At 54.8% G+C, this 19,441-nt stretch carries 13 protein-coding genes and 2 pseudogenes; 2 read left to right on the plus strand and 13 right to left on the minus strand.

The annotated features are described in order from the left end of the window. Positions 1-72 precede the first annotated feature (72 nt). Positions 73-1,395 (minus strand): D-amino acid dehydrogenase, encoded by a 1,323-nt coding sequence (locus tag HJB89_RS21890; RefSeq protein ID WP_018517527.1) that lies wholly within the window; start codon positions 1,393-1,395, stop codon positions 73-75. A 502-nt stretch (positions 1,396-1,897) separates the two neighbouring features. On the opposite strand from HJB89_RS21890, the pseudogene HJB89_RS33820 reads away from it, so the two are divergent. Then, positions 1,898-1,993, plus strand: a pseudogene (locus HJB89_RS33820) (transposase); the annotation flags it as partial. 619 nt (positions 1,994-2,612) lie between these two features. Here the strand turns inward: HJB89_RS33820 and HJB89_RS33825 are convergent. From HJB89_RS33825 to HJB89_RS21915, 5 genes and pseudogenes are all read right to left on the minus strand, one after another. After that, a pseudogene (locus HJB89_RS33825) lies at positions 2,613-2,740 on the minus strand (MBL fold metallo-hydrolase); the annotation flags it as partial. Between the two features lie 92 nt (positions 2,741-2,832). After that, positions 2,833-3,972: a hypothetical protein gene (locus HJB89_RS21900; RefSeq protein ID WP_018517530.1), complete on the minus strand. Its 1,140-nt coding sequence runs from the start codon at positions 3,970-3,972 to the stop codon at positions 2,833-2,835. Continuing rightward, the gene (locus HJB89_RS21905) at positions 3,965-4,600 is read right to left on the minus strand and encodes a hypothetical protein (protein ID WP_018517531.1); all 636 of its coding nucleotides are present in this window, start codon (positions 4,598-4,600) and stop codon (positions 3,965-3,967) included. The genes HJB89_RS21900 and HJB89_RS21905 overlap by 8 nt, the downstream gene beginning before the upstream one ends. A 149-nt stretch (positions 4,601-4,749) precedes the next feature. Next, positions 4,750-6,159: an aldehyde dehydrogenase family protein gene (locus HJB89_RS21910; RefSeq protein WP_018517532.1), complete on the minus strand. Its 1,410-nt coding sequence runs from the start codon at positions 6,157-6,159 to the stop codon at positions 4,750-4,752. Positions 6,160-6,326: 167 nt separating this feature from the next. After that, positions 6,327-7,730 (minus strand): aspartate aminotransferase family protein, encoded by a 1,404-nt coding sequence (locus HJB89_RS21915; RefSeq protein WP_018517533.1) that lies wholly within the window; start codon positions 7,728-7,730, stop codon positions 6,327-6,329. A gap of 190 nt (positions 7,731-7,920) precedes the next feature. Between HJB89_RS21915 and HJB89_RS21920 the strand changes: the two genes are divergently transcribed. After that, positions 7,921-8,385: an Lrp/AsnC family transcriptional regulator gene (locus HJB89_RS21920; protein ID WP_032990421.1), complete on the plus strand. Its 465-nt coding sequence runs from the start codon at positions 7,921-7,923 to the stop codon at positions 8,383-8,385. Between the two features lie 432 nt (positions 8,386-8,817). Here HJB89_RS21920 and HJB89_RS21925 read toward each other — a convergent pair whose 3' ends face one another. From HJB89_RS21925 to HJB89_RS21955, 7 genes are all read right to left on the minus strand, one after another. After that, positions 8,818-10,413: an ABC transporter ATP-binding protein gene (locus tag HJB89_RS21925; protein ID WP_018517598.1), complete on the minus strand. Its 1,596-nt coding sequence runs from the start codon at positions 10,411-10,413 to the stop codon at positions 8,818-8,820. Continuing rightward, entirely contained in the window at positions 10,413-10,985 is a 573-nt protein-coding gene (locus HJB89_RS21930) for an ABC transporter permease (protein WP_240604660.1), read from the minus strand. The genes HJB89_RS21925 and HJB89_RS21930 overlap by 1 nt, the downstream gene beginning before the upstream one ends. 269 nt (positions 10,986-11,254) lie before the next feature. Beyond that, the gene (locus tag HJB89_RS21935; RefSeq protein ID WP_018517596.1) at positions 11,255-12,196 is read right to left on the minus strand and encodes an ABC transporter permease; all 942 of its coding nucleotides are present in this window, start codon (positions 12,194-12,196) and stop codon (positions 11,255-11,257) included. 14 nt (positions 12,197-12,210) lie between these two features. Continuing rightward, positions 12,211-13,800 carry an ABC transporter substrate-binding protein gene (locus HJB89_RS21940; protein ID WP_018517595.1) on the minus strand — a complete coding sequence of 530 codons (1,590 nt, stop codon included), beginning with the start codon at positions 13,798-13,800 and terminating at the stop codon, positions 12,211-12,213. A 26-nt stretch (positions 13,801-13,826) separates the two neighbouring features. Continuing rightward, on the minus strand, positions 13,827-15,356 hold the full coding sequence (locus tag HJB89_RS21945) for a M81 family metallopeptidase (protein ID WP_018517594.1): 1,530 nt from the start codon (positions 15,354-15,356) through the stop codon (positions 13,827-13,829). A gap of 1,034 nt (positions 15,357-16,390) precedes the next feature. After that, positions 16,391-17,878: a M81 family metallopeptidase gene (locus tag HJB89_RS21950; protein WP_063828071.1), complete on the minus strand. Its 1,488-nt coding sequence runs from the start codon at positions 17,876-17,878 to the stop codon at positions 16,391-16,393. Positions 17,879-18,144: 266 nt separating this feature from the next. Beyond that, on the minus strand, positions 18,145-19,314 hold the full coding sequence (locus HJB89_RS21955) for a Xaa-Pro peptidase family protein (protein WP_018517592.1): 1,170 nt from the start codon (positions 19,312-19,314) through the stop codon (positions 18,145-18,147). Between the last annotated feature and the right edge of the window lie 127 nt (positions 19,315-19,441).

A 19,441-nucleotide genomic window follows, 5' to 3' on the forward strand; every position in this document is an offset into this window, starting at 1 on the left:
ACCGGCCCGTGCGGGCGGCACTCGCTTACTGTAATTCGTAGCTGACCACCCGTGGTCACGTTCCGCCAAACGCTAGCTTACGAGCCCATTCTGGGCCAAAGAGACAGCGGAACGGTCCGAGCGACGAACTTGCCTCAACATATAGTCCCTGGGGTCGACGCTGTTGCTCAAAACCCGTCCATGCGTTACAAGTTCTGCTGTAATTTTCGCTGAACCGCACGACATCGTCCATCCAAGCGGGCCATGGCCAGTGTTGAGGAAAAGGTTTTCATATGGCGTCGGACCTACGATCGGAGGTCCATCGGGCGTCATCGGGCGTAATCCTGACCAAGTCAAAGCCGAGCTGACGTCGACGTGCGCAGCCATGGACGGCAAAATCCTGAGAATGTCGTCGAGGACGCGTCGGCCTTCATTGGGATCGATTTTCGTATTATATTGAGCGAATTCTGCTTTCCCACCCATGCGCAAGCGATCTCCCATCGGGACCATCATTGCATGGTAGCCGTCGTCCATGACCGGACGTGTCGGCCCTCCCTTCCATCCGTTTAGAGGCAAGGTCACGGAATAGCCTTTCACGGGCACGATCGGCAGCTGAATACCGAGGGGGCGGGCAAATATGGGGCTGTAGCTACCAAGAGAGAGTACGTACGCATCGGCATGAATTTCTCCGACGGACGTTTTGAGGTGGGAGATCCGCGAAGAGGACTGTTTGACTATTTCCAATATGTTAGCTCTCATCAAAAACTGAGCCCCCAGTTCCTTAGCGAGGCGAGCCATTTCATTCGTAAACTTATGGGCATCGCCGCTTTCGTCATCTGGAAAGTATACCGCACCGATGTAGCGATCGATCACGTCCTTCAAACACGGCTCTTTCTCCAGAATTTGTTCCTGATCAAGAACGTCGAATTTGACACCCCACCCCTGCATCTCGCGGCACATCTGCACGAACTCCGACATGCGGCCACCTCGAGGGAAGACCCTCATCGTCCCGCGCGTGGTCTGGTCATAATGCAGGGTAGAATTCTGGCGAATGCTGCGCAGCGTTTCTAAACTCAGGCTCGCGATCCTGATGTTCGAAACCATATTGGCTTTATGCCTCTTGTGGGTTGAGTTCGAGAGAAATTTTAGCCCCCAGCCGATAATCGATGGGATGGCACTTGGGTTGATTTTTAACGTAGAGTTGCTGTCAAAAAGCATCTTACCAAGCCGTTTGATGGTTCCAGGTGAGTTCCAGGGGCTGGAGTCGCTAGGCGTCATCAGACCGCCATTGGCAAAGCTCGTTTCCATGCCAGGCCTGTCGCAGCGATCAATAATGGTGACCTCGTGACCATCTCTGGCGAGCATATAGGCCGTCGCACTACCAACGATTCCGGCACCAAGTACAGCAACTTTCATAACTACCCTCAAAAGCAACCTAGGGTCGCGCGACAAACACGACGACATAATCAATATGCAATATTGAACATTATTTTGCAATACGAGATGCGTTGTACCGCGTAGAGCTGCTGGTTGATTGCCACTGGCGAGATGTTCTCCTTCCCTGGCACCATCCCGTTCATGGCAACAACTCAGCGATCCAGGTTCACGCTGTAGGGCGCTAAAGGTATAAATTCATGAAGAAGTCAGAGCTGACAAAGGTTATCGCAGGACGATCTAAGGGAGCGCGTGCCTTCCGCTCAACATCGCGGGCCAAGTTACGGCGATGGGCGCATCAGTCCTGATTAAAGAGGATCGGCATTAGATCATCCTCCTGATCTGCTTTAACCTTGTCAAAAAGGTTTGCCTCCTTCCCTCCAATGACGACGATGATTGTGCCTCGCCGAAGTTTGTCAGCGCGAATTTCGCCGCACCTTCTGTGATGAGTAAGCTTTGGCATGATCAACACGCTTAATGGCTATCCGCTTGGCGCACACTGAATGGAGCGACCCGTGTGGGGTGTATGGCTCATTCCAGACGACCCTTTGTCGATGCCCACCAAAAGATGGAGGAGAGGCCACATAGCGCCATCGGCAACAAGGTGCCGATTTCGCTTATGAACGGCTCATCGGCACCCCCGCCGAGCTGAGCCATAACCCCGGAAAATTCCAGCTTCTGCTGGCCCAAAATCGGGGGGCACTTCACATTCACTGACGCACTCGTGTGCTGCTCAAACGCGAGAGCACATTGTGAACCACAAGAACTTTCCGGCTCTATCTGCGGGAGAAGCTGACGGTGCGGGTGGTGGCGTGCCATCGGCCAGGGCAAGTGCGAGCGCGAGGTTGGCCACGTCAAGAAGAATGCCATCGCAGGTCCCGGTTGCAGGGCCGCGCTCGAAGCGCATCTAGATCGTTGCGAACGTGAGGCCGTCATCTCGGACCAAACGCGGGGGGTGTGACATTCCAACTTTGCAGAAATAGAACACTTCAACAAAGCTGGGATCATCAAACGGCATTGATCCAGCTACATTTTGGCACTAAGCAAAAAATGCCCTTACCTCGCACAATCTATAGTTGTGCATCCTTTTTATGGAACTTTCACCAGCTCCATTGCTTTTCCGTGTCGCTAGTCTTTTTAGTCTCGCTGATACGTCCAGCGAAATAATCTAAGCCTGACGACCTATTAACCGCCCGGTTCCTCTCAACATACCAGAAGCCCGGATAGGCCCGATGGTGTCCGAGCATCCGAAGCTTTTGATTCGCAGCTTTGTCCAGGCCCTGTCGTTAAGCGCGATCTCCGGCTCCGTGTCGAGCCCGAAGTGCCACTAGGGTTCTCCAACGAGTCAAATGTTGTCCGGGATGACGTCGCCGGCTATCAGGAGGCTCGCGCATCCCGCCAGGCATCGTCCGCTTCCGGCTAACTAGCGACATAAGTTCCGTTCAGAACCCTGCGGCTATCTCCAAGAGAGGGATCGGTGCCCCCGTACTTCAGCAGAATACTTTGTTCTTTCGCCACCTCTTTCGCAAGGTCGTCCATCTCAACCGACAACGTCCGCAGCCCCTCGTATTTCTCATCCGAGTCAAAGATCCGTCTGGATCCGTCAGGCACCAATAGCGATTTCGCCTTCTCGGAGTTGTGGTAGAGTTCATCAAGGAAACGCTGCGTTTCGGCGAGGACGGCGAGTTCGTAAAACGTCCCCACTCTTAGGCCGTTGAGATCGCAATGATACATTGTGCTGGCGATATCGAAGCTGGGAAAGACGATTTTCTTGCCGTCCTCGATCGCGTCGTTCTTGACATTCTTGCAAAGCCTGATGGCCTTCTTCAGCCCTGCTCCTGCCGCTAAGTCCTGCTGATTGATCTCGTGAATGTGACGGAAAGGAAAGTTCGACAGTTCAGTGGGCACCTTCTTGTCGAGGATGAAGACGCCTCGATCGCGTTGAAGCTCAGAAGCCTGAAAGTCCGCGGTATCGTACCAGTGTGACGGCACGACATCGACGGGCCGCGGCAGCGATCCACCGGAAATCGCTATCGCCTTTCCCCCGCTGGTATCCACCGTGGCTGCTGGGTACTTAGCCTTTAAAATCTTCTCCGACTCACTTCTCAGAGCGGAAAGAACTTCCAAGGACGATTTGTTGGAAGGATAGTACAAACCCGACTGGGCCATCCGCCCGGTGGAATCGTATCGCAAGAAGCTGGTTTCGAGCGTCAACAGGTCGACGTCGCTGACGCCTCGAATATGGACATTGAGCGGCACGGATCCTTGCAGTCGAAACTCGACTGGTATGTTGGAAGCCTGGAGGCCCTCAAGCAACTGTTTACCAACGCGCTCGGCCGTCTCCACACTTATTCGCGTGTAGTCCTGGTCGACTTCCTGCATCGCTCCCAGACAGTACCGGGTATAAGGCTGATCCCTCGCCCGCTTCTGCCAACTTTCTTCACGAGAGCTTTTCTGCAGGATCTCGGTCGCCGCATCCTGAGCGAGCCGCCCGAGCCTATCGACCCCTGATCGTCTGGTATGGAGTTGATTCAAACGCTTGCCGATATCCCTAGCCATTGTCGATCTTCTCCAGCTTCATTGTTCCAAACGTGTACCTGCCATGACCGTTGAAGTATTCGCCGTCTCCACTCCTCAGGTCCTTGCTGAACAGGATCTCGCCGAATCCTTTGTGGGTGCGAAGTTCGGTCTGCTCAATGTTCGGCTCGTTGCTGTAGTTGTAAAATATCCGCCAGCCGTCTGCCTCGTCCTTGATAAGTGCCGCGCTCTTACTGTTGGAGGCTGATGTATCGGTTTTCAAACGGATACGAATCTTGTCCCACGACTGGACGATAGTGACCTTTCCAGTCCAATCGTAAGCGGGATTTAAATTCGTCTCTATCGTCCTGCCCGTGCATGTCCAGTCTCCACTGAGGTCGGGAACCTGAAGGACAAGCTGCATGAGCCGCCAGCGCCACGCATGCCGGTTCAAGAGCCAGGCAAGTATGCTGAAGACGACGCCGGCTCCAACCAACGACAATAAGCTGGGAGGAAGATTGACCGGCAACCCCATACTTTGCGCGAGGTTCACGGACCACAAAAGTACGAAGACAATGGCCGCCGAAACCATGGCAGATATCATGCCCAGCCATCTGCCAACGCTCAGGCGGCTGATACCGCCCAATTGGGTGTATTCATGCTCAAGCATACCTGCGCTCCAGATACTTCATTAGAGGATCTTATAGATGATGGCATTGGTGCATCTTCCAGCATAAGTTGCAGGCCGTCAGAAATCACGGGAAATCATGAGAACTCCACAAGCGAGCTATCGAAAGCTGCGCTTACAGGACCTTTAGTTCACCCCCAATTAATGCAGACGACCTTTGGCTGGGTCATGTCCTCGTAAGCGAAGCGAACGCCCTCTCGGCCCATACTGCCGTATTTGAAGCCGCCGAAAGGCATGGCGTCGAGGCGATAGTCAGAGCTATCGTTGATCATAACGCCGCCTGCCTCAACCCGGTTTGCCGCGTCCAGCGCGACCCTGAGATCGGCGGTGAAGATGCCGGCATGCAGACTATATTCGGGATCATTGGCCATCTCAATGGCTTCGTCTATGGTCTCGAACGGAGCCAGCATGACAACGGGCGCGAAGACTTCCTCGCTCCATAGCCCGCAGGTACGGGGCGTGCCTTCGAGCACCGTCGGATGGTAAAGTGATCCTTCGCGCCGATGACCACAGAGGAGGGTGGCTCCAGCGGCTATCGCATCGTTGACAGAAGTTTCAGTGCGTTCGGCCGATCCCGCCGAGATCATAGGACCCACATCGGTGTCGTCACGCAACGGATCGCCGGCCTTAAGTTTTTTGGTCCTTGCGACAAAGGCATCGCGAAACCGCTCATATATAGCCGCCTGCACGAGGACGCGCTGGGCGCCGATGCAATTCTGTCCTGCTGCCCAGAACGCGCCGGAGACGCAGCCCTCGACCGCTTTATCGAAGTTGCAGTCATTCATTACAATGACGGGGGCATTGCCGCCCAATTCCATCGCCAGCTTCTTCAGCCCCGCCGCGCGGCTGATGGCTTCGCCGGTGGCAAATCCACCGGTAAACGACACCATGCGGACATCGTGGGACGAGATCAAGGCAGTGACCAGCTCCCTGTCACCATGAGCGATGGTGATGACATCGTCAGGCAGGCCAGCTTCCAAAAGGGCATCGACGAGATTGATGGCGGAGAACGGCGTTAAATTCGACGGCTTCAGCAACACGGCGTTGCCCCCTGCGATTGCCGGGCCGAGCTTGTGTGCGACCAGGTTCAGAGGATCGTTGTAGGGGGTGATAGCGGTGATGATACCGAGCGGTTCCCGTGTGAACCAACCCTGGCGCTGTTCTGACCCAGCAAATGCATCGAAGGGGACGATCTCGCCTGCGTTGCGCTTTGCTTCCTCGGCTGAGAGTTTCAGCGTATTGACGCAACGACTGACTTCCTTACGTGCCTGAACGATCGTCTTTCCCGCTTCGCGCACAATGGTCTCGGCAAAGGCATCGCGGCGGCGCTCGATAAGTTGCGCGGCTCCCTCGAGGATGCTTGCTCGCTTGTGCCGCGGCAGGTTACGCGAGAGCTCGGCCCCGCGACGAGCACGAGCGATGAGTTCGTCGACGTCGGATGCGTCCGTTGACTCGATCGATCCGATCAGAGAGCCGTCAAAAGGGCTGTAAACCGATACGGGTGGCAAGCCCACTTTGATATGAAGTTTGGCAGCGGTCATAGGCCAACTTCCCTTTCCCTGATGAAGCGCCGGCATGAACGGCGGTTATGGTCTTTGGGCAGGGTGAAGTTTGATCCTCCACCCGCTGCCCACTTGAGTGGCTGACAATGACAATCTGAATGCGGCTGGCCGTTCAGCGATGGCCGGAAAGCACAAGTCGCTACGGGTCAGATCTTCTGGCCGTCGCGCACCAGTTCGTCCATGACCGAGCGCACCGCCTTCTCGGCAATCGAGACGATCTCGTCGATCTCGTCCTTAGTGGTGACCAGTGGAGGTGCGAAGCCGAGGATCTCGCCATGCGGCATGGCGCGGGCGATCAGACCGCCGTCGCGCGCTGCCTTCGAGACACGTGCACCAACCTTCAGCGACGGATCGAAACGGGTCTTGCTTTCGCGGTCCCCGACGAACTCGATTGCTCCCATCAGCCCCACGCCACGCACCTCGCCGACGATCGGCAGCTGAGCGAACTTCTCCTTGAGCTGCGCCTGGAAATAGGCGCCCACCTCGCGGGCGTTGCCGGGCAGGTTCTCCTGTTCGACGATGTCGAGAACAGCATTGGCAGCGGCCGCCCCAATCGGATGGCCGGAATAGGTATAGCCGTGCGAGAAAGCGCCGACCCTGTCGGCTCCGTCTTCCAGCACCTGGTAGACTTTCTCGCCGACGATCGCAGCCGAGAGCGGAAAGTAGGCAGACGTCAGGCCCTTGGCAACCGTGATCAAGTCCGGCTCGATGCCATAATGCTGCGATCCGAACATGGAACCGGTGCGGCCAAAACCGGTAATGACTTCGTCGGCGATCAGCAGGACGTCATGCTTCTTAAGCACCAGCTGAATAGCCTCCCAATAACCTTCCGGCGGCGGTGTGATGCCGCCAGTGCCAAGAACTGGTTCACCAATGAATCCACCGACATTGTCGGGCCCAAGCCGTTCGATGAGTTGATCGAGCTCGGCAGCGCGGCGCGTGGAGAATTCCCGCTCCGTCTCGCCAGGATTGGCGCCCCAGTAGTGATGCGGCACGCCGGTATGGCTGATCTGCGGCAAGGGAAGGTCCATATGGTCGTGGTAGAAGCTCATGCCGGTCATCGAACCTGAGACAACGCTGCAGCCATGGTAGCCGCGGTCACGTGAGATGATCTTCTTCTTGGTCGGCTTGCCGCGCAGATTGTTGTAGTACCAGACGAGCTTGGCCTGGGTCTCGTTGGCGTCCGAACCGGACATGCCGTAGAACACCTTGCTCATCTTGCCCGGAGCCATCTTCACCAGACGGTCTGACAGGATCGCCAATTCATCGGTCGTGTGAGCGGCATAAGAGTGGTAATAGGCAAGCCGGTAAGCTTGGCGTGAGATCGCCTCGGCTACTTCGGTGCGGCCATAACCGACATTGACGCAGTAAAGCCCGGCAAAGCCGTCGATCAGCTGATTGCCGCGGGCGTCCTGGATGCGGATACCCTTTCCCGTCTCAACAATTGTTGGCTCGCCAAGCTTGCCGCTGGCAAAGTCCTTCAGTTGCGTGAACGGATGCAGGACCGAGTTGCGGTCCTTCTCGCCGATGTCCTTGATGTTGATGGTCATTGCAAGCCCTTCCGTAGCGCGATGATGTGAAGCGGCGGACAGAAACGCAGCTCGATATGCTCCGCTGGCGCCCGCATCTATATTCGACACTGGCAATCTGATGCTAAATCGATGCAGATTGACGGCGAATATGATGCCGTCTATGCAGGAATTCTGCGAGTATCAACGCTGGCTGCAGGATTTCTCGGACATGGAACTCGACCGCGCGGACATCGCGCTTCTTAACGCCGTTCAAAAGAACAACAAGCTCACGTCGGAGGAATTGGCCGAACGAGCGCATCTTTCACCGACTGCCTGCCAACGCCGGCTCAAACGCTTGCGGGCAGAGGGCGTCATCGAGGCTGATATTTCAATCGTGTCCCCTAAGGCAGTCGGCAGACATGTAACCGTCGTCGTTCTGGTGTCGCTTGAGCGAGAGAGGGCTGATATCATCGATCGCTTCAAGACTGCAATCAAGAACACCCGCGAAGTGATGATCGGCTACTACGTGACCGGCGACGCGGATTTTCTCCTCGTCGTCACAGCAAAAGACATGGAAGACTACGAACAGTTCACACGGCGCTTCTTCTACGAGAACAATGACATCAAAGGTTTCAAAACAATGGTTGTCATGGACCGCGTCAAAGCCGGATTTGCCTTTCCGATCGAAGATTAAGCTACTGTATTCTCAAACGGGCCGAGATGCAGTCTTCATCTATCTGTTGCACCGCGCTCTTACAGCCGCCCATTTTTCCATCTCACCATAGAGATTGAAGTGTCATTTCCCTAACTTGATGGACCGCGACAGCCATGCACGTAACCTTGGCGATGATCGAATGTCGAAGATGTTGGTTGGCTACTTCTGGGACCCGTACGCGCGATCGGGGCTTTGAGCGTTGAGGTGCTTGGTGGCTGACGCTGAGAGGTTGTCCTCCTTCCCTTGCGACGACCGCCATGTACACAACTAGGCCAGCCGGCCTATTTTTGACCCCAAGCGGGTCTCGCGCGCGCTTAGCAGGAAGTTTTTCTGTGAAAGCGACGTCGGTGATCGACGCATGTCGGCATCAGAGCGTCCTCACACGAACAACGCCGCTTCCCCGCAAAACAATCAGTTGAAAGCTTTGAGCCGACCGGGCAACGCATTGAGAAGTTGACGGGTATACTCAGACGAAGGCTGGCTGAATATTTGCGTGGTTCTTCCTTCCTCGACGATCCTCCCGCGCTGCATTACACAGATTCGATCACTTATCTGCGCTGCAACCCGCAAGTCGTGGGTAATGAATAGTATGCTCAGTTCAAGCTCCTCACGAAGCTCGGCCAGTAGATCGAGTACCTGTTTCTGGACCGTCACGTCCAAAGCAGAGACGGCCTCGTCAGCGACAAGAAGGCTGGGAGACATCGCAAGGGCACGCGCAATACAGATTCGTTGACGTTGACCGCCACTGAATTGGTGTGGATAGCGACTGAGCGCGCGTCGGTCTAGGCCGACCCGATCGATAAGAGCTTCAACCCGCGTCAATGCTTCAGCACGGGAAACGCCCATGTTAATCGGACCTTCCATAAGCGACGATCCAATCATTATACGCGGATTGAGTGAACGATTGGGGTCCTGAAACACCATCTGCACTTGGCGGTAAGGGCCGCCTCGGACGACCTCAAGGCTGCGGTTAAATTCTACCGAGCCGGCGCTGCTCGGGACGAGACCTGCAATTATCCGGGCGAGCGTGCTCTTACCAGACCCGGACTCGCCGACAATGCTCACAACCTCCCCACGCTTTATTGTCAGGTTAACACCGCAGACGGCTTTAGTTTCGTGTACGGTGAAAACACCACGCCTATAGTTTTTGTCCACCCCCCGTACAGTCAACAGCACGTCATCCGATGATGTCCGCTTCACTTCTGGAGGAATGGCGGACGGAATAGAATTTATCAGCAATCGACTATAATCTTCTTTAGGATTGTCGAGGACATCGCTGGCTGTGCCGGCCTCGACCACCCGTCCGCCCCGCATAACTATTACCCGATCCGCGATATCGCGAACCACTCCGATATCATGGGTAACAAAGAGAACGCCCATCCCTGTCTCGCGTCGCAGTTCGTCCAACAGTCGCAGGATTTGCGCCTGCGTTGTGACGTCTAGAGCCGTAGTCGGCTCATCAGCAATTAAGATGTCTGGCTTTAAGATGATCGCCATTGCGATCATCACCCGCTGCCGCTGCCCGCCTGAGATCTGGCTCGGGTAGGCTCGTGCAATCACTTGCGGATCGGGCAGATGCACCGCATCCAAAATTTCGAGAACTTTCGAACGTCTCTGGCTCGCCGACAACGTCCTCTCATGTATTTTCAAAACCTCTTCGATTTGCCACCCGATAGTCAGAACCGGGTTGAGCGCCGACATGGGCTCCTGGAATACCATCGCGATCGATTTTCCGGAAAGCTCCCGCCGATCACGCACATTCAGTGCGAGAAGGTCGCGCCCGCCGTACCACATCTTTCCGGTTTGGACGACAAGGCCACGCGCCAGTAGGTTCATGATCGTGGAAGCCGTCACGGACTTTCCGGATCCGCTTTCGCCGACGATGCAGACTATTTCGCCCCGCGCGACGTCAAGGGATAGGTCTTTGACCGCCTCTCGGCGATCTCCGCTCAAAGGTAGCGTGATGGTCAAATTCTGGATAGAAAGTACCGGATCAGGGACAGACATCAATGACCTCCATGGCTGAGAGGATCTGTCACATCGCGCATCCGATCACCAATAATGTTGATTGCAAGGACAACGAGCGCGAGAAATGTACTTGGGACAAAAATTACCCAAGGCGCGCGCTGAAATGAATTTCGTCCATCAGCGATCATGTTGCCCCAGCTCGGGAGTTCTGGTGGCGTACCAATCCCAATAAAGCTGAGTATTGCCTCGGCAATAATAGAAGACGCTGCGACGTAGCTTGTCAACACGATCAATGGCGCGACTGCATTCGGCAGAATATGCCGCCACAGTATGCGTGCAGTACCCGTGCCGGCCATAACCGCAGCCTCGACAAATGGCTCGTTTCGTATGGTAAGAGCCAGACTGCGTGTCAAACGTGTTATCTCAGGCAAAAAAGGCAGCGAGATAGCGAATATCAACCCAAATGTGTTGCTTCCGATGGCCATCAGGGACGCCACCCCAAGCAATACCGCAGGCACAGCCATCAAACCGTCCATTACGGCCATAATCACTGTGTCTAGCCAGCGAACATAACCAGCGAGAAGCCCAAGTATCGCTCCTGTGACGAGCACGACCAATCCGCAAATCGCGCCAATGGCAAGCGAGACCCGAGCACCGTATAACGCTCGTGAGAACACGTCTCGCCCCAGCTGGTCGGTTCCCAACCAGTTGTCCCACGATGGTGGCCTTAGCCTTGACGTTGGGTTGAGAAGCGCTGGATCGTGAATCGCGATCAGGGGCGCCGCTATCGCCGTTAGGCAAAACAACAGAACGAAAAAGAGCGCGCACGCTGTCAGAGGATCTTGCAAAAGCTGAATGTACCACCGTTGATTTGAGTTAATCATCTCGCTCCCCTCGGGTCGAAAAATCCACAAAGCAAATCAATCACGAGATTGAACGAAACATAGAAAACGGAGGTTATGAGAACGAGCCCTTGGATGATCGGGAAATCACGTTTGAGGATTGCCTCGGAAACCAATCGCCCAAGTCCAGGAATGTTGTAGAGGCTCTCCGTGACAACCAGGCCGCCCAGTAGCCCAGCGAATGTCGTGCCGGTCAAAGTTAGCAGCGGAGCAGCCGCGACTCGTAGAGCGTGTGCGAACAATATCCTACCGGGCGTCGCTCCCTTTGCTGCGGCGGTTTTTATATAGTCTTGCCTCAGGATTTCAGAAACGGTAGCGCGGGTGACGCGAGCGAAGAGTGAGATATAGAACAGCCCCAGCGTCATTACGGGAAGTATCAGGGATCGTAAAAATCCTGCTATGCTATCGGCCGGGGAAATATACCCTTGAACTGGGAGCCAGCCCAGTCTCAGGGCGAATATGTACACGAGTGCATAAGCGACCAAAAAAATTGGCAGGGAGAACCCCAGAGACGCGATAGCTGTCAGCGACTTATCCAGCCGACTTCCCAAAGACATCGCCGTTACCGCGCCGAGAGGTACACCAACTGCAACTGCAAGGAAGATAACGCCGACCGCGAGGGCGAGTGTTGCGCCAACCCTGTCCAAAACCAAATCAATGATCGGGCGCTGGTAAAAGATCGATGAGCCAAAATCTCCGTGGAGCAGCCTTTCAAACCAGACCGCGAACTGTCGAAAGAGGGGCTGGTCCAGCGCCAGGTGGTGACGCAGTGCCGCGATCGCTTCCTCGCTGGCTGTGTCTCCGGCTAGTATTCGGGAGGGATCACTCCCACCCGCATGGACTAAAAGAAAAACGATTACGGACACGATTGGAACTATCGGCAGTGCCGATAGTACCCTCGTCAGAACGAAATTCATCATATCGCTTGAGCCTCTCAATCAGCTTTTTTTACGATGCCATAAAAGGGTGCCCCTGGGCCCTTAGCGATATTTTGAAGTTTGTCGCTCCACGCGGAAAGCGATACGAATTGCCCGGCGGGCACGTAGGGCATGACCTCCAAGATTCGGGCTTGAAAGTCGGCCGCAAGTTTTTTTCGCTCGTCGACACTGGTCGCCTTTTCAAACGCCGACTTAATGTCTTCGGCTACCTTGTCACAAGGCCACCCAGCCCATGAGGTTTCGCAATTCATATTCGCTGGCAGTGAGTTCGATGGCGAGTCCAATTGGTCAGCTGTCGCGGTAGTTACGAATAGATTCCAGCCCCCCTCAGACTGCGGCACTTTGAGCGCGCGACGCTGGATCAAGGTTGCCCAATCCGAAGCCGCAACCTCCACATTGAAACCAATCGAACGCAATTGCTGCGCCGCAACCAGCGCGACCGCCTTCAGGTTTGGAACGTCAGTTGGCTGAAGGACAACAATGGGCGTGCCATCATAGCCGCTTTCTTTGACAAGCTTTTTGGCAGCATCAACGTTCATATTTCCAATGACGTCGCTTCCAACGAAGTTCGTGTAGGGACTGTCACAGGTAAATATGGATTTGCATTCTTTTCCATCCTCAGGTCTTGCGGTTACCAGCGGAAAATACTGCGACTGGTCGGTGACCATCGCAACCGCGCGCCGCGCTCTCGCGTCGTTGAAGGGTCGAGTCAAGGAGTTGAAACGCAACAAAATGGTGCCGCTCCTTGGATCGAAAGGACCAACGACGATCCCGGGCGTAGTCTGCAGCTGTTCAACCAAATCCGGGTCAAGGTCGGAAATGAAATCGACTTCACCGGCAGTCAGAGCGTTTGCGGCCGTCTGACTATCTGGCATAGAATGAAGTTCGATCACATCAGATCCGCCTTTTCGGCTTCCGGCGAGCAGATCCTGCGGCTCAGCGCGCCCGGCGTACTGAGGATTCCGGCGCAAAGTCAGAACTGAACCCGGGCGCGAAGCCTGGGGATCATAGATATAGGGTCCGCTCCCAATGTGATCGCTGATCGGTACGCCTGTGCCCGCGGCGATTGTCCACGCTGGATATATGTAGGGAATGGTCGGCGTGCGTTTCGCCAAGACGTCCAAAACGAATCCATATGGCTCCGACAGCGTCAAGGTGAAAGACTTATCATCGGAAGCTTGAAGCGCCTTGATACGCTTTTTGAGCTCGGAACCCGACGAATCTTTTGAGAAGAAGCGTTCCAGCGACGCAATCACGTCGGCCGATTTAACCGGCTTGCCATCGTGAAAAGTCGCGCCGTCACGCAAGGTGAACGTATATTTGAGATGGTCTTCGCTGACGGTATAGTTCTGGACAAGCTGTGGCTGCACACTTCCCTTTGAGTCGTACGCGAACAGCGGCTCATATACGAGGTCCGCGAAGTACGTCACAACAGCTGACGTTGACTGCGTCGGATCTAGCGTGGGCGGGTCCGATTCGATGACGACGCGTAAAACGTTTTGCTCTGCGAAGACCGGGGCTGCAACAACGCAAAAGAAGCCTACTGCCGCGCTAGTCAAAAAAGCTCTTAAGCTTCCATTTCTCATTTTGCTCTCCTCCGATTGATCTTGGTTCAGGTGATTGATGCGATGGGATGAAAGGGAGGACCCAATGGCCTCGTTCGAATCCCAGGCGCGAGATTCCTCCAAGGAAGACCCGTCGGATCTGCTGGCATTGCGCCTGGCGCTGCCGCCAATAGAATGTCCGCAGCTAGCGGTCCGAAATCCGCTCTGAAATGAGCGGTACTTTTCACAACCAGGATATTCTGTTGCTCGGGCGCAATGCCCGCGGCTCGAAAAAAGGCCGTGTCGAGCATCTGGACCCGATTAGAAGAAACAACGACCCTGACGCCACCGATCCGAAGACATGCCATGAGCCCAAGTGCTACATCCACCCCCCAAAATATGGGGCCATTTGCAAACACTGCCCCGTCGGAGATTTTCTCGACAATGAAGTCGCCCTCAAGCGGAGTATCTCCCTCCACGCCCGATTTCCCTCCGAGAGCAAGCCGAATTTCAGCACCTTCGCCCGCCTGGTGCGCTGCCGCGGCAGCGGCCGGATCGAACAGCAGTCCGATAGCTGCATCGTTGACTTTCGCGGCAATAAGTGTGCGCAGCATTCCGGTGGTATCAGAACTACCACCGGCGCCAGGATTGTCCTGCACGTCGGCAATTATGACTGGTCTGCTCTCATCGGCAGCAATACGAAGAGCTTCTGCTACAGCCTCGCCGGGCTGATAAAGTCGGCCGACAAAGTCACCTTCGTGGCGCTGCACTAGCTCCGCTAAAGTGTCAGCTGCGCAGGAAGCGGCCTCTTGGTCGTCCGCATAGGCGAGAACGGCCGGCCGGCAATGGGGAAAATCTGACGCCGGAAAGCAGGGACAATAGCTGATGCTGAGAACGTTGCTCTCAAGTGCGAGCATGTGCTCCAGAATCTTGTCATTTGGCGCGATCGAGGTGGGTTGGAACACAGCGGGAATCAAAAAGTCCGCTTGTCGGAGCGACTTCGAGGGTTTGCTGCCCGTCAGAAGCATGTGCTCTAGAAATTGAAAAGCGCGGCTACCTGTTTCAGCAACGTCGACATGAGGGTAAGTCCGATAGGCTATTAGCCCGTCCGAATATTCAACCATCTGGGGAGATACATTCGCGTGAGGATCGAGGCTAGCGACAATTGCAACGTCAGGGCCGACCAGTTGGCGCACACGGTAGAGGATCTCTCCTTCTGCGTCAGGATAACCCTCGCTGAACATGGCGCCGTGCAGATCTAGGTATACGCCATCAAGGGGCAAAGCGTGTTTGATGCGGGCAACTAACTCTTCCAAGATCGGTTCGAAAACCGATCTTGGTACAGCGGCGGATGGTGCCGCGCCGGCCCATAGGGTCGCCATGGGCAGCCAATCAGGTTGGAGTTCGTAAAGCGAGGAAAGAAAACCGGCAACGGATTCGTTGCCTCGGTTCAAGCGACGAATGATCTCTTCTCCACGAAGAATGCCTGGGCATTCGCCGTCATTCATGAAGTCCGCCATGGTCGTCGGGATGGGCGAGAACGTATTCGTCTCATGAATAAATCCACCTATCGCTATTCTCCGCGTCCCCTTCTTCATCGAGTTCCTTCCAACTAGTGATAGAGAGCCGCGGAGGCTCTATAGAGTGGGCGGTGCGAGATATTCGGATTCACCAACTCGTCCCGATAAGGGCGTGGTGCATCATCCCCCGCTAGAGACAGCGAAGAGGTTTCCTTGAAGGTGAGGCTGAGTTGTCCGATGCAATTTGCAGAATGGGCAGGCCGCCACTTGCTTCCGACGGCTACATTCAGGCAACCTCTGATGCTTCTACATCAGTCGCATGCTGACAGGAGCGTCTACATAGGGACCGGCAACAGTTGGAGCATTGAATTCAAAAATTGCTTTAGGCGGAACCTGCGAATTCCACCGCGGGCGATAGTGCCTGGTATTCAACATTTCTTCGTTCCCTTTTATTTCGTCGGGGTATTAGAATCCCCTTTGTTCCGAATTATAAGAAGATTGACTGAATAATTGAAAGTAGTCCTATGTGGGCTGGACGATAAAGTCACCGACACAGAGTTAAAATGAAGACGCGTACCCAGCAATTGCCATGACATGTAGGGGCCTGGGGCGATTTTCGCCTCGCGGCCGTTCACTATAATCACCGTAAGCGCCTCAAACAGCTGTTATTACTCAATCCGCGCGATGTGGATCTACGGGCGGCCAATGGTTGTCGGCGACGTTTCGTCATCGCCCACCAATACTCCGTGCACCTTTCAATTCTTCCACAGGACCGTGCGAAAATCCGTGCACGCGACGCCGTTTCAAATTCGCAGATGGTTGGCCTTGGAGCACGAGAGCAAGGGCATGCGGCAAATTTGGCAAGCGCGGAACCTTTCGAGCTAGAGACGGGGGGATGTCGAAACCGGGCGTAGTCGCCTCTCCAAAAAATATCAGGTTAGCGACGTTGCAAGCGTTTAACTGGCGGTAACGAGTCCTCAACAACGGAGCTACCCTATACCTTTTGCGCAGCCTGAAAATGTTGCAGCGGAGTAGGCTCCGATCGGAGCCTCAGTCGCGGCGTTGGCGAGAAGCATCCCTAGCGATACAACTCGAGTATCACGCCGGAATGTTCAACGGCGAAGCTTTTCATATCGGCGCGGTTCAAATTCAATTTTATCCAGCGGATAGAACGGCCGCGCATGACGCCAACCGAATTGGTCGATATTGTAGGACGTCATTCCGGGAGTGTCGGCTGTAACAACGCGACCAACTTTTGCGAAATTGAGTTGAAAATGGTACCCAGACCGAGTAACGATGATCTTTGCGTTTTCGGGTTCTAGACCGATAGCCCTGAAATAATCTGGATCGATATAGGCGTAGGGTTGGTTTGTGAGCAGCACCTTGATTTTTCCGATCTGGAAAACAGCATATTTCTCTATGTATGTTTTGGTGCCTCCATCAGACGGCCCGTCATATACCACAGGGACATTTTCTCCAATCTTGATAATTGTTCCATCGACGGTCACGCTGGGGCTTACTATGGAATAGTTTGCGCCGAACCTTAGGCTAATCATCTTTCCTGCGCCTGCGCGATTGCATGTTTCCACTGCGTTTGGATCGTAGATTGGAAAATAGGTTTCGACATCGATATTGTTCGCCAAGAGATAGTTGAGAATGTAGGTGCTGTCGCCTGGTCCGCCTGCAGCGACACGGTCTCCCTGATCGCCGATAATAATCGACCGTTCTGATTCCCTGACTTTTCTCAGCTCATCGTCAAGATCGGGATACTTTGCAATGAGATTGTCACGGTAGTTCCAAATCATTTGCATGATTTCGCCAGCAACCTCCCGAGCTTCATCAATCTCGCCATTTCCATATGCCAAAACGGTCTGTCCCATACCTTCGACGTCAAGGAATTGCTGACAGTTGAAGATCGACACGTCGTGAACCCTGCCTTGATTTACCGCGTCTCTTGCATGGGCATGGATCTCCACGAGCGGCCCCAACAGGGTCGTATCATTTCCCAGTGTCAGCATGGGAAGAAATGTCGCGGCGAGCGCCGGGTTGAAAGTGCCGTCCAGAATTCTCATTGCTGCCTGGAAAGCTCTTTTTGCGGTCGCCGATTGATCCTCATGCGGATTTGTCAGGTAACCGGAAAGGAAGTCGAGAGGTTCAAGTGTGCCTTCTTTGACGTGGGCATGGAGATCAAATGCAGCTGTGATCGGCACATCTCCCCCAACGATCGCACGGAGGCGCTCAACCAACACGCCTTCAGGGTCCGCCAAGCTCTCGGTGAGCATGCCTCCGTGCAGCGGAAGTACAATAGCATCGAAGTTGCCGCGTTTCGCGGCATCGACCATAATTTCACTCACCTCCTCGAAGACGCGATCCTGAACAGGTCCACCGGATTGCGCTCGAAATAGCGTGGGAACGATCAGATCGACGCCCACCTCGCATGCCGCGTCAATCACCCCGCCAAACGTGGAATTCGCACCGCGGTTTAATTCAACAGCAGCGGGGCCTTCGACTATGGTAAAGCGCTCGCGTCGCGTTACGATCGGATTGAAGCTATGGGATTCCTGGGCGATCCCACCGGTAAGTATTCGCCTTTTTGCCATGGTTCACCTGACTGTTGTTGCGGTTGGGCTAACATCAAGGCTACTTGAGAAGACTCAATTCTAACGCGCGGTCCCTCCGAGGAGTTCGTGGCGCCCGGGCGAAATTGCTTAGCTGTTTTTCCTCAGACGACACTTCCAGCGGAGCCGGGAGTTCCAACAATCGATGGCCATCCAAATTCTCGCGAGTTGGGTGGGATAAGCTGAAGCTTTATTGAACGCCGAGCGGCGGCACTGCACCTGCATCAGCCTCCGCACCAATCCGCGTTCTAGATCTGGAAGATCTCTCGTGGCAGGGTGCTGAACGTTTCAGCGCCAGAATCCGTAACCCGAAGTGTTTCGCTGATTGCGTAACCGAGATCTTCGCCAATCCAGTTACCCAACATCAGGTGAAACGTCATGTTCGGCTTCAAGATAGTGGGATCTCCAACCTTAAAGCTCGCTGTCGGTTCGGTCCAGTCAATGCCGATGGCATAGCCACATCGGGATTCCTTCTCAAAACCGAATCTTCCCAACGTTTCGTTGAACGCGGTGGCAACGTCCCCACAGGTCGCGCCTGGTTTCACAGCAGCGAGAGCAGCCTCAAGGCCCGCCACCTCCCCTTCATGGAGTCGCTGCAAAAGATCAGACGGCTTGCCGATCGAAAATGTTCGCATCAGGGCTGAAGTATAACCATGTCGAACCCCAGCGAGTTCGATATTGATCTGCGAACCATCTCGGAAATGATCTTCCGCCCATGAGATATGTGCAGTCGATGTTCGCGGCGAAGCACAAAGAGTGAAGCCAGCCGCATCGGTGCCGTGCTTACCTCCCGTCCCTCTAACAAGCTGCGCAATAGTTTCTGCTGCGGCGTCAGCCTCACTGACACCCGGACGGATTACCTCGGCTGCGCGCAACATCCCCGCATCGGCGATAGCCGCCGCTTCGCGCATGAGCGCGATTTCCAAATCGGATTTGATCCCGCGGATCCAGCAAACGGTATTGCTAAAATCCACGATTTTCGCTGCTGGCACCCGTGCACGGAATTTTTCAACCGTCCGAGTTGATAGGCTTTGTTCTTCGATCCCGATATTGGCCTCTCCGAACCCAGCTTCCAGCAAGTGGTCGATGAGCGCATCCCAGCCATCTTTTTCAGGATTTGCGATGAGGCTCTCGGGGTAGCCTATAACCCCGCTGCGATCGACAAACATTTGATGTATCGCAGCTGGCGCGTCCATGCGGCGTGTGATGAAGGTTGGTTCCTCATTGTTGAGCGCGACGATTAGACCTTGTGGCACATAGCCGGACTTGGCGGTGTAGCCAGTGAGGTAGGTGATGTTGGCAGGCACGACCACCATCAGAGCACTGATTTCGCGCCGCACCATTTCGGCTTTTACGGCAGCTAAGCGCCTCAAATACTCGCTTCGTGGAAAAACCTGCGGTCCCTGTGGCATTGCCATGACATCAACCTTTTCTTAGATTCTGGATGGTTTGAATTCTTCTTCCGGTGCGATGTAGCACCGGAAGCGGCTGACTCTCTGCTGAGCATTTTGAGGATCGCTTGAATGCTTCCTCACAGAGCGCGCG

It is taken from the genome of Rhizobium sp. NZLR8 (assembly GCF_019685025.1).
Taxonomy (GTDB): domain Bacteria; phylum Pseudomonadota; class Alphaproteobacteria; order Rhizobiales; family Rhizobiaceae; genus Rhizobium.

Excerpts from the sequence above, each read along its gene's own strand:
- HJB89_RS21890 (WP_018517527.1), bottom strand. The coding sequence starts at position 1,395 with ATGAAAGTTGCTGTACTTGGTGCCGGAATCGTTGGTAGTGCGACGGCC.
- HJB89_RS21900 (WP_018517530.1), bottom strand. The coding sequence starts at position 3,972 with ATGGCTAGGGATATCGGCAAGCGTTTGAATCAACTCCATACCAGACGA.
- HJB89_RS21905 (WP_018517531.1), bottom strand. The coding sequence starts at position 4,600 with ATGCTTGAGCATGAATACACCCAATTGGGCGGTATCAGCCGCCTGAGC.
- HJB89_RS21910 (WP_018517532.1), bottom strand. The coding sequence starts at position 6,159 with ATGACCGCTGCCAAACTTCATATCAAAGTGGGCTTGCCACCCGTATCG.
- HJB89_RS21915 (WP_018517533.1), bottom strand. The coding sequence starts at position 7,730 with ATGACCATCAACATCAAGGACATCGGCGAGAAGGACCGCAACTCGGTC.
- HJB89_RS21920 (WP_032990421.1), top strand. The coding sequence starts at position 7,921 with ATGGAACTCGACCGCGCGGACATCGCGCTTCTTAACGCCGTTCAAAAG.
- HJB89_RS21925 (WP_018517598.1), bottom strand. The coding sequence starts at position 10,413 with ATGTCTGTCCCTGATCCGGTACTTTCTATCCAGAATTTGACCATCACG.
- HJB89_RS21935 (WP_018517596.1), bottom strand. The coding sequence starts at position 12,196 with ATGATGAATTTCGTTCTGACGAGGGTACTATCGGCACTGCCGATAGTT.
- HJB89_RS21940 (WP_018517595.1), bottom strand. The coding sequence starts at position 13,800 with ATGAGAAATGGAAGCTTAAGAGCTTTTTTGACTAGCGCGGCAGTAGGC.
- HJB89_RS21945 (WP_018517594.1), bottom strand. The coding sequence starts at position 15,356 with ATGAAGAAGGGGACGCGGAGAATAGCGATAGGTGGATTTATTCATGAG.
- HJB89_RS21950 (WP_063828071.1), bottom strand. The coding sequence starts at position 17,878 with ATGGCAAAAAGGCGAATACTTACCGGTGGGATCGCCCAGGAATCCCAT.
- HJB89_RS21955 (WP_018517592.1), bottom strand. The coding sequence starts at position 19,314 with ATGGCAATGCCACAGGGACCGCAGGTTTTTCCACGAAGCGAGTATTTG.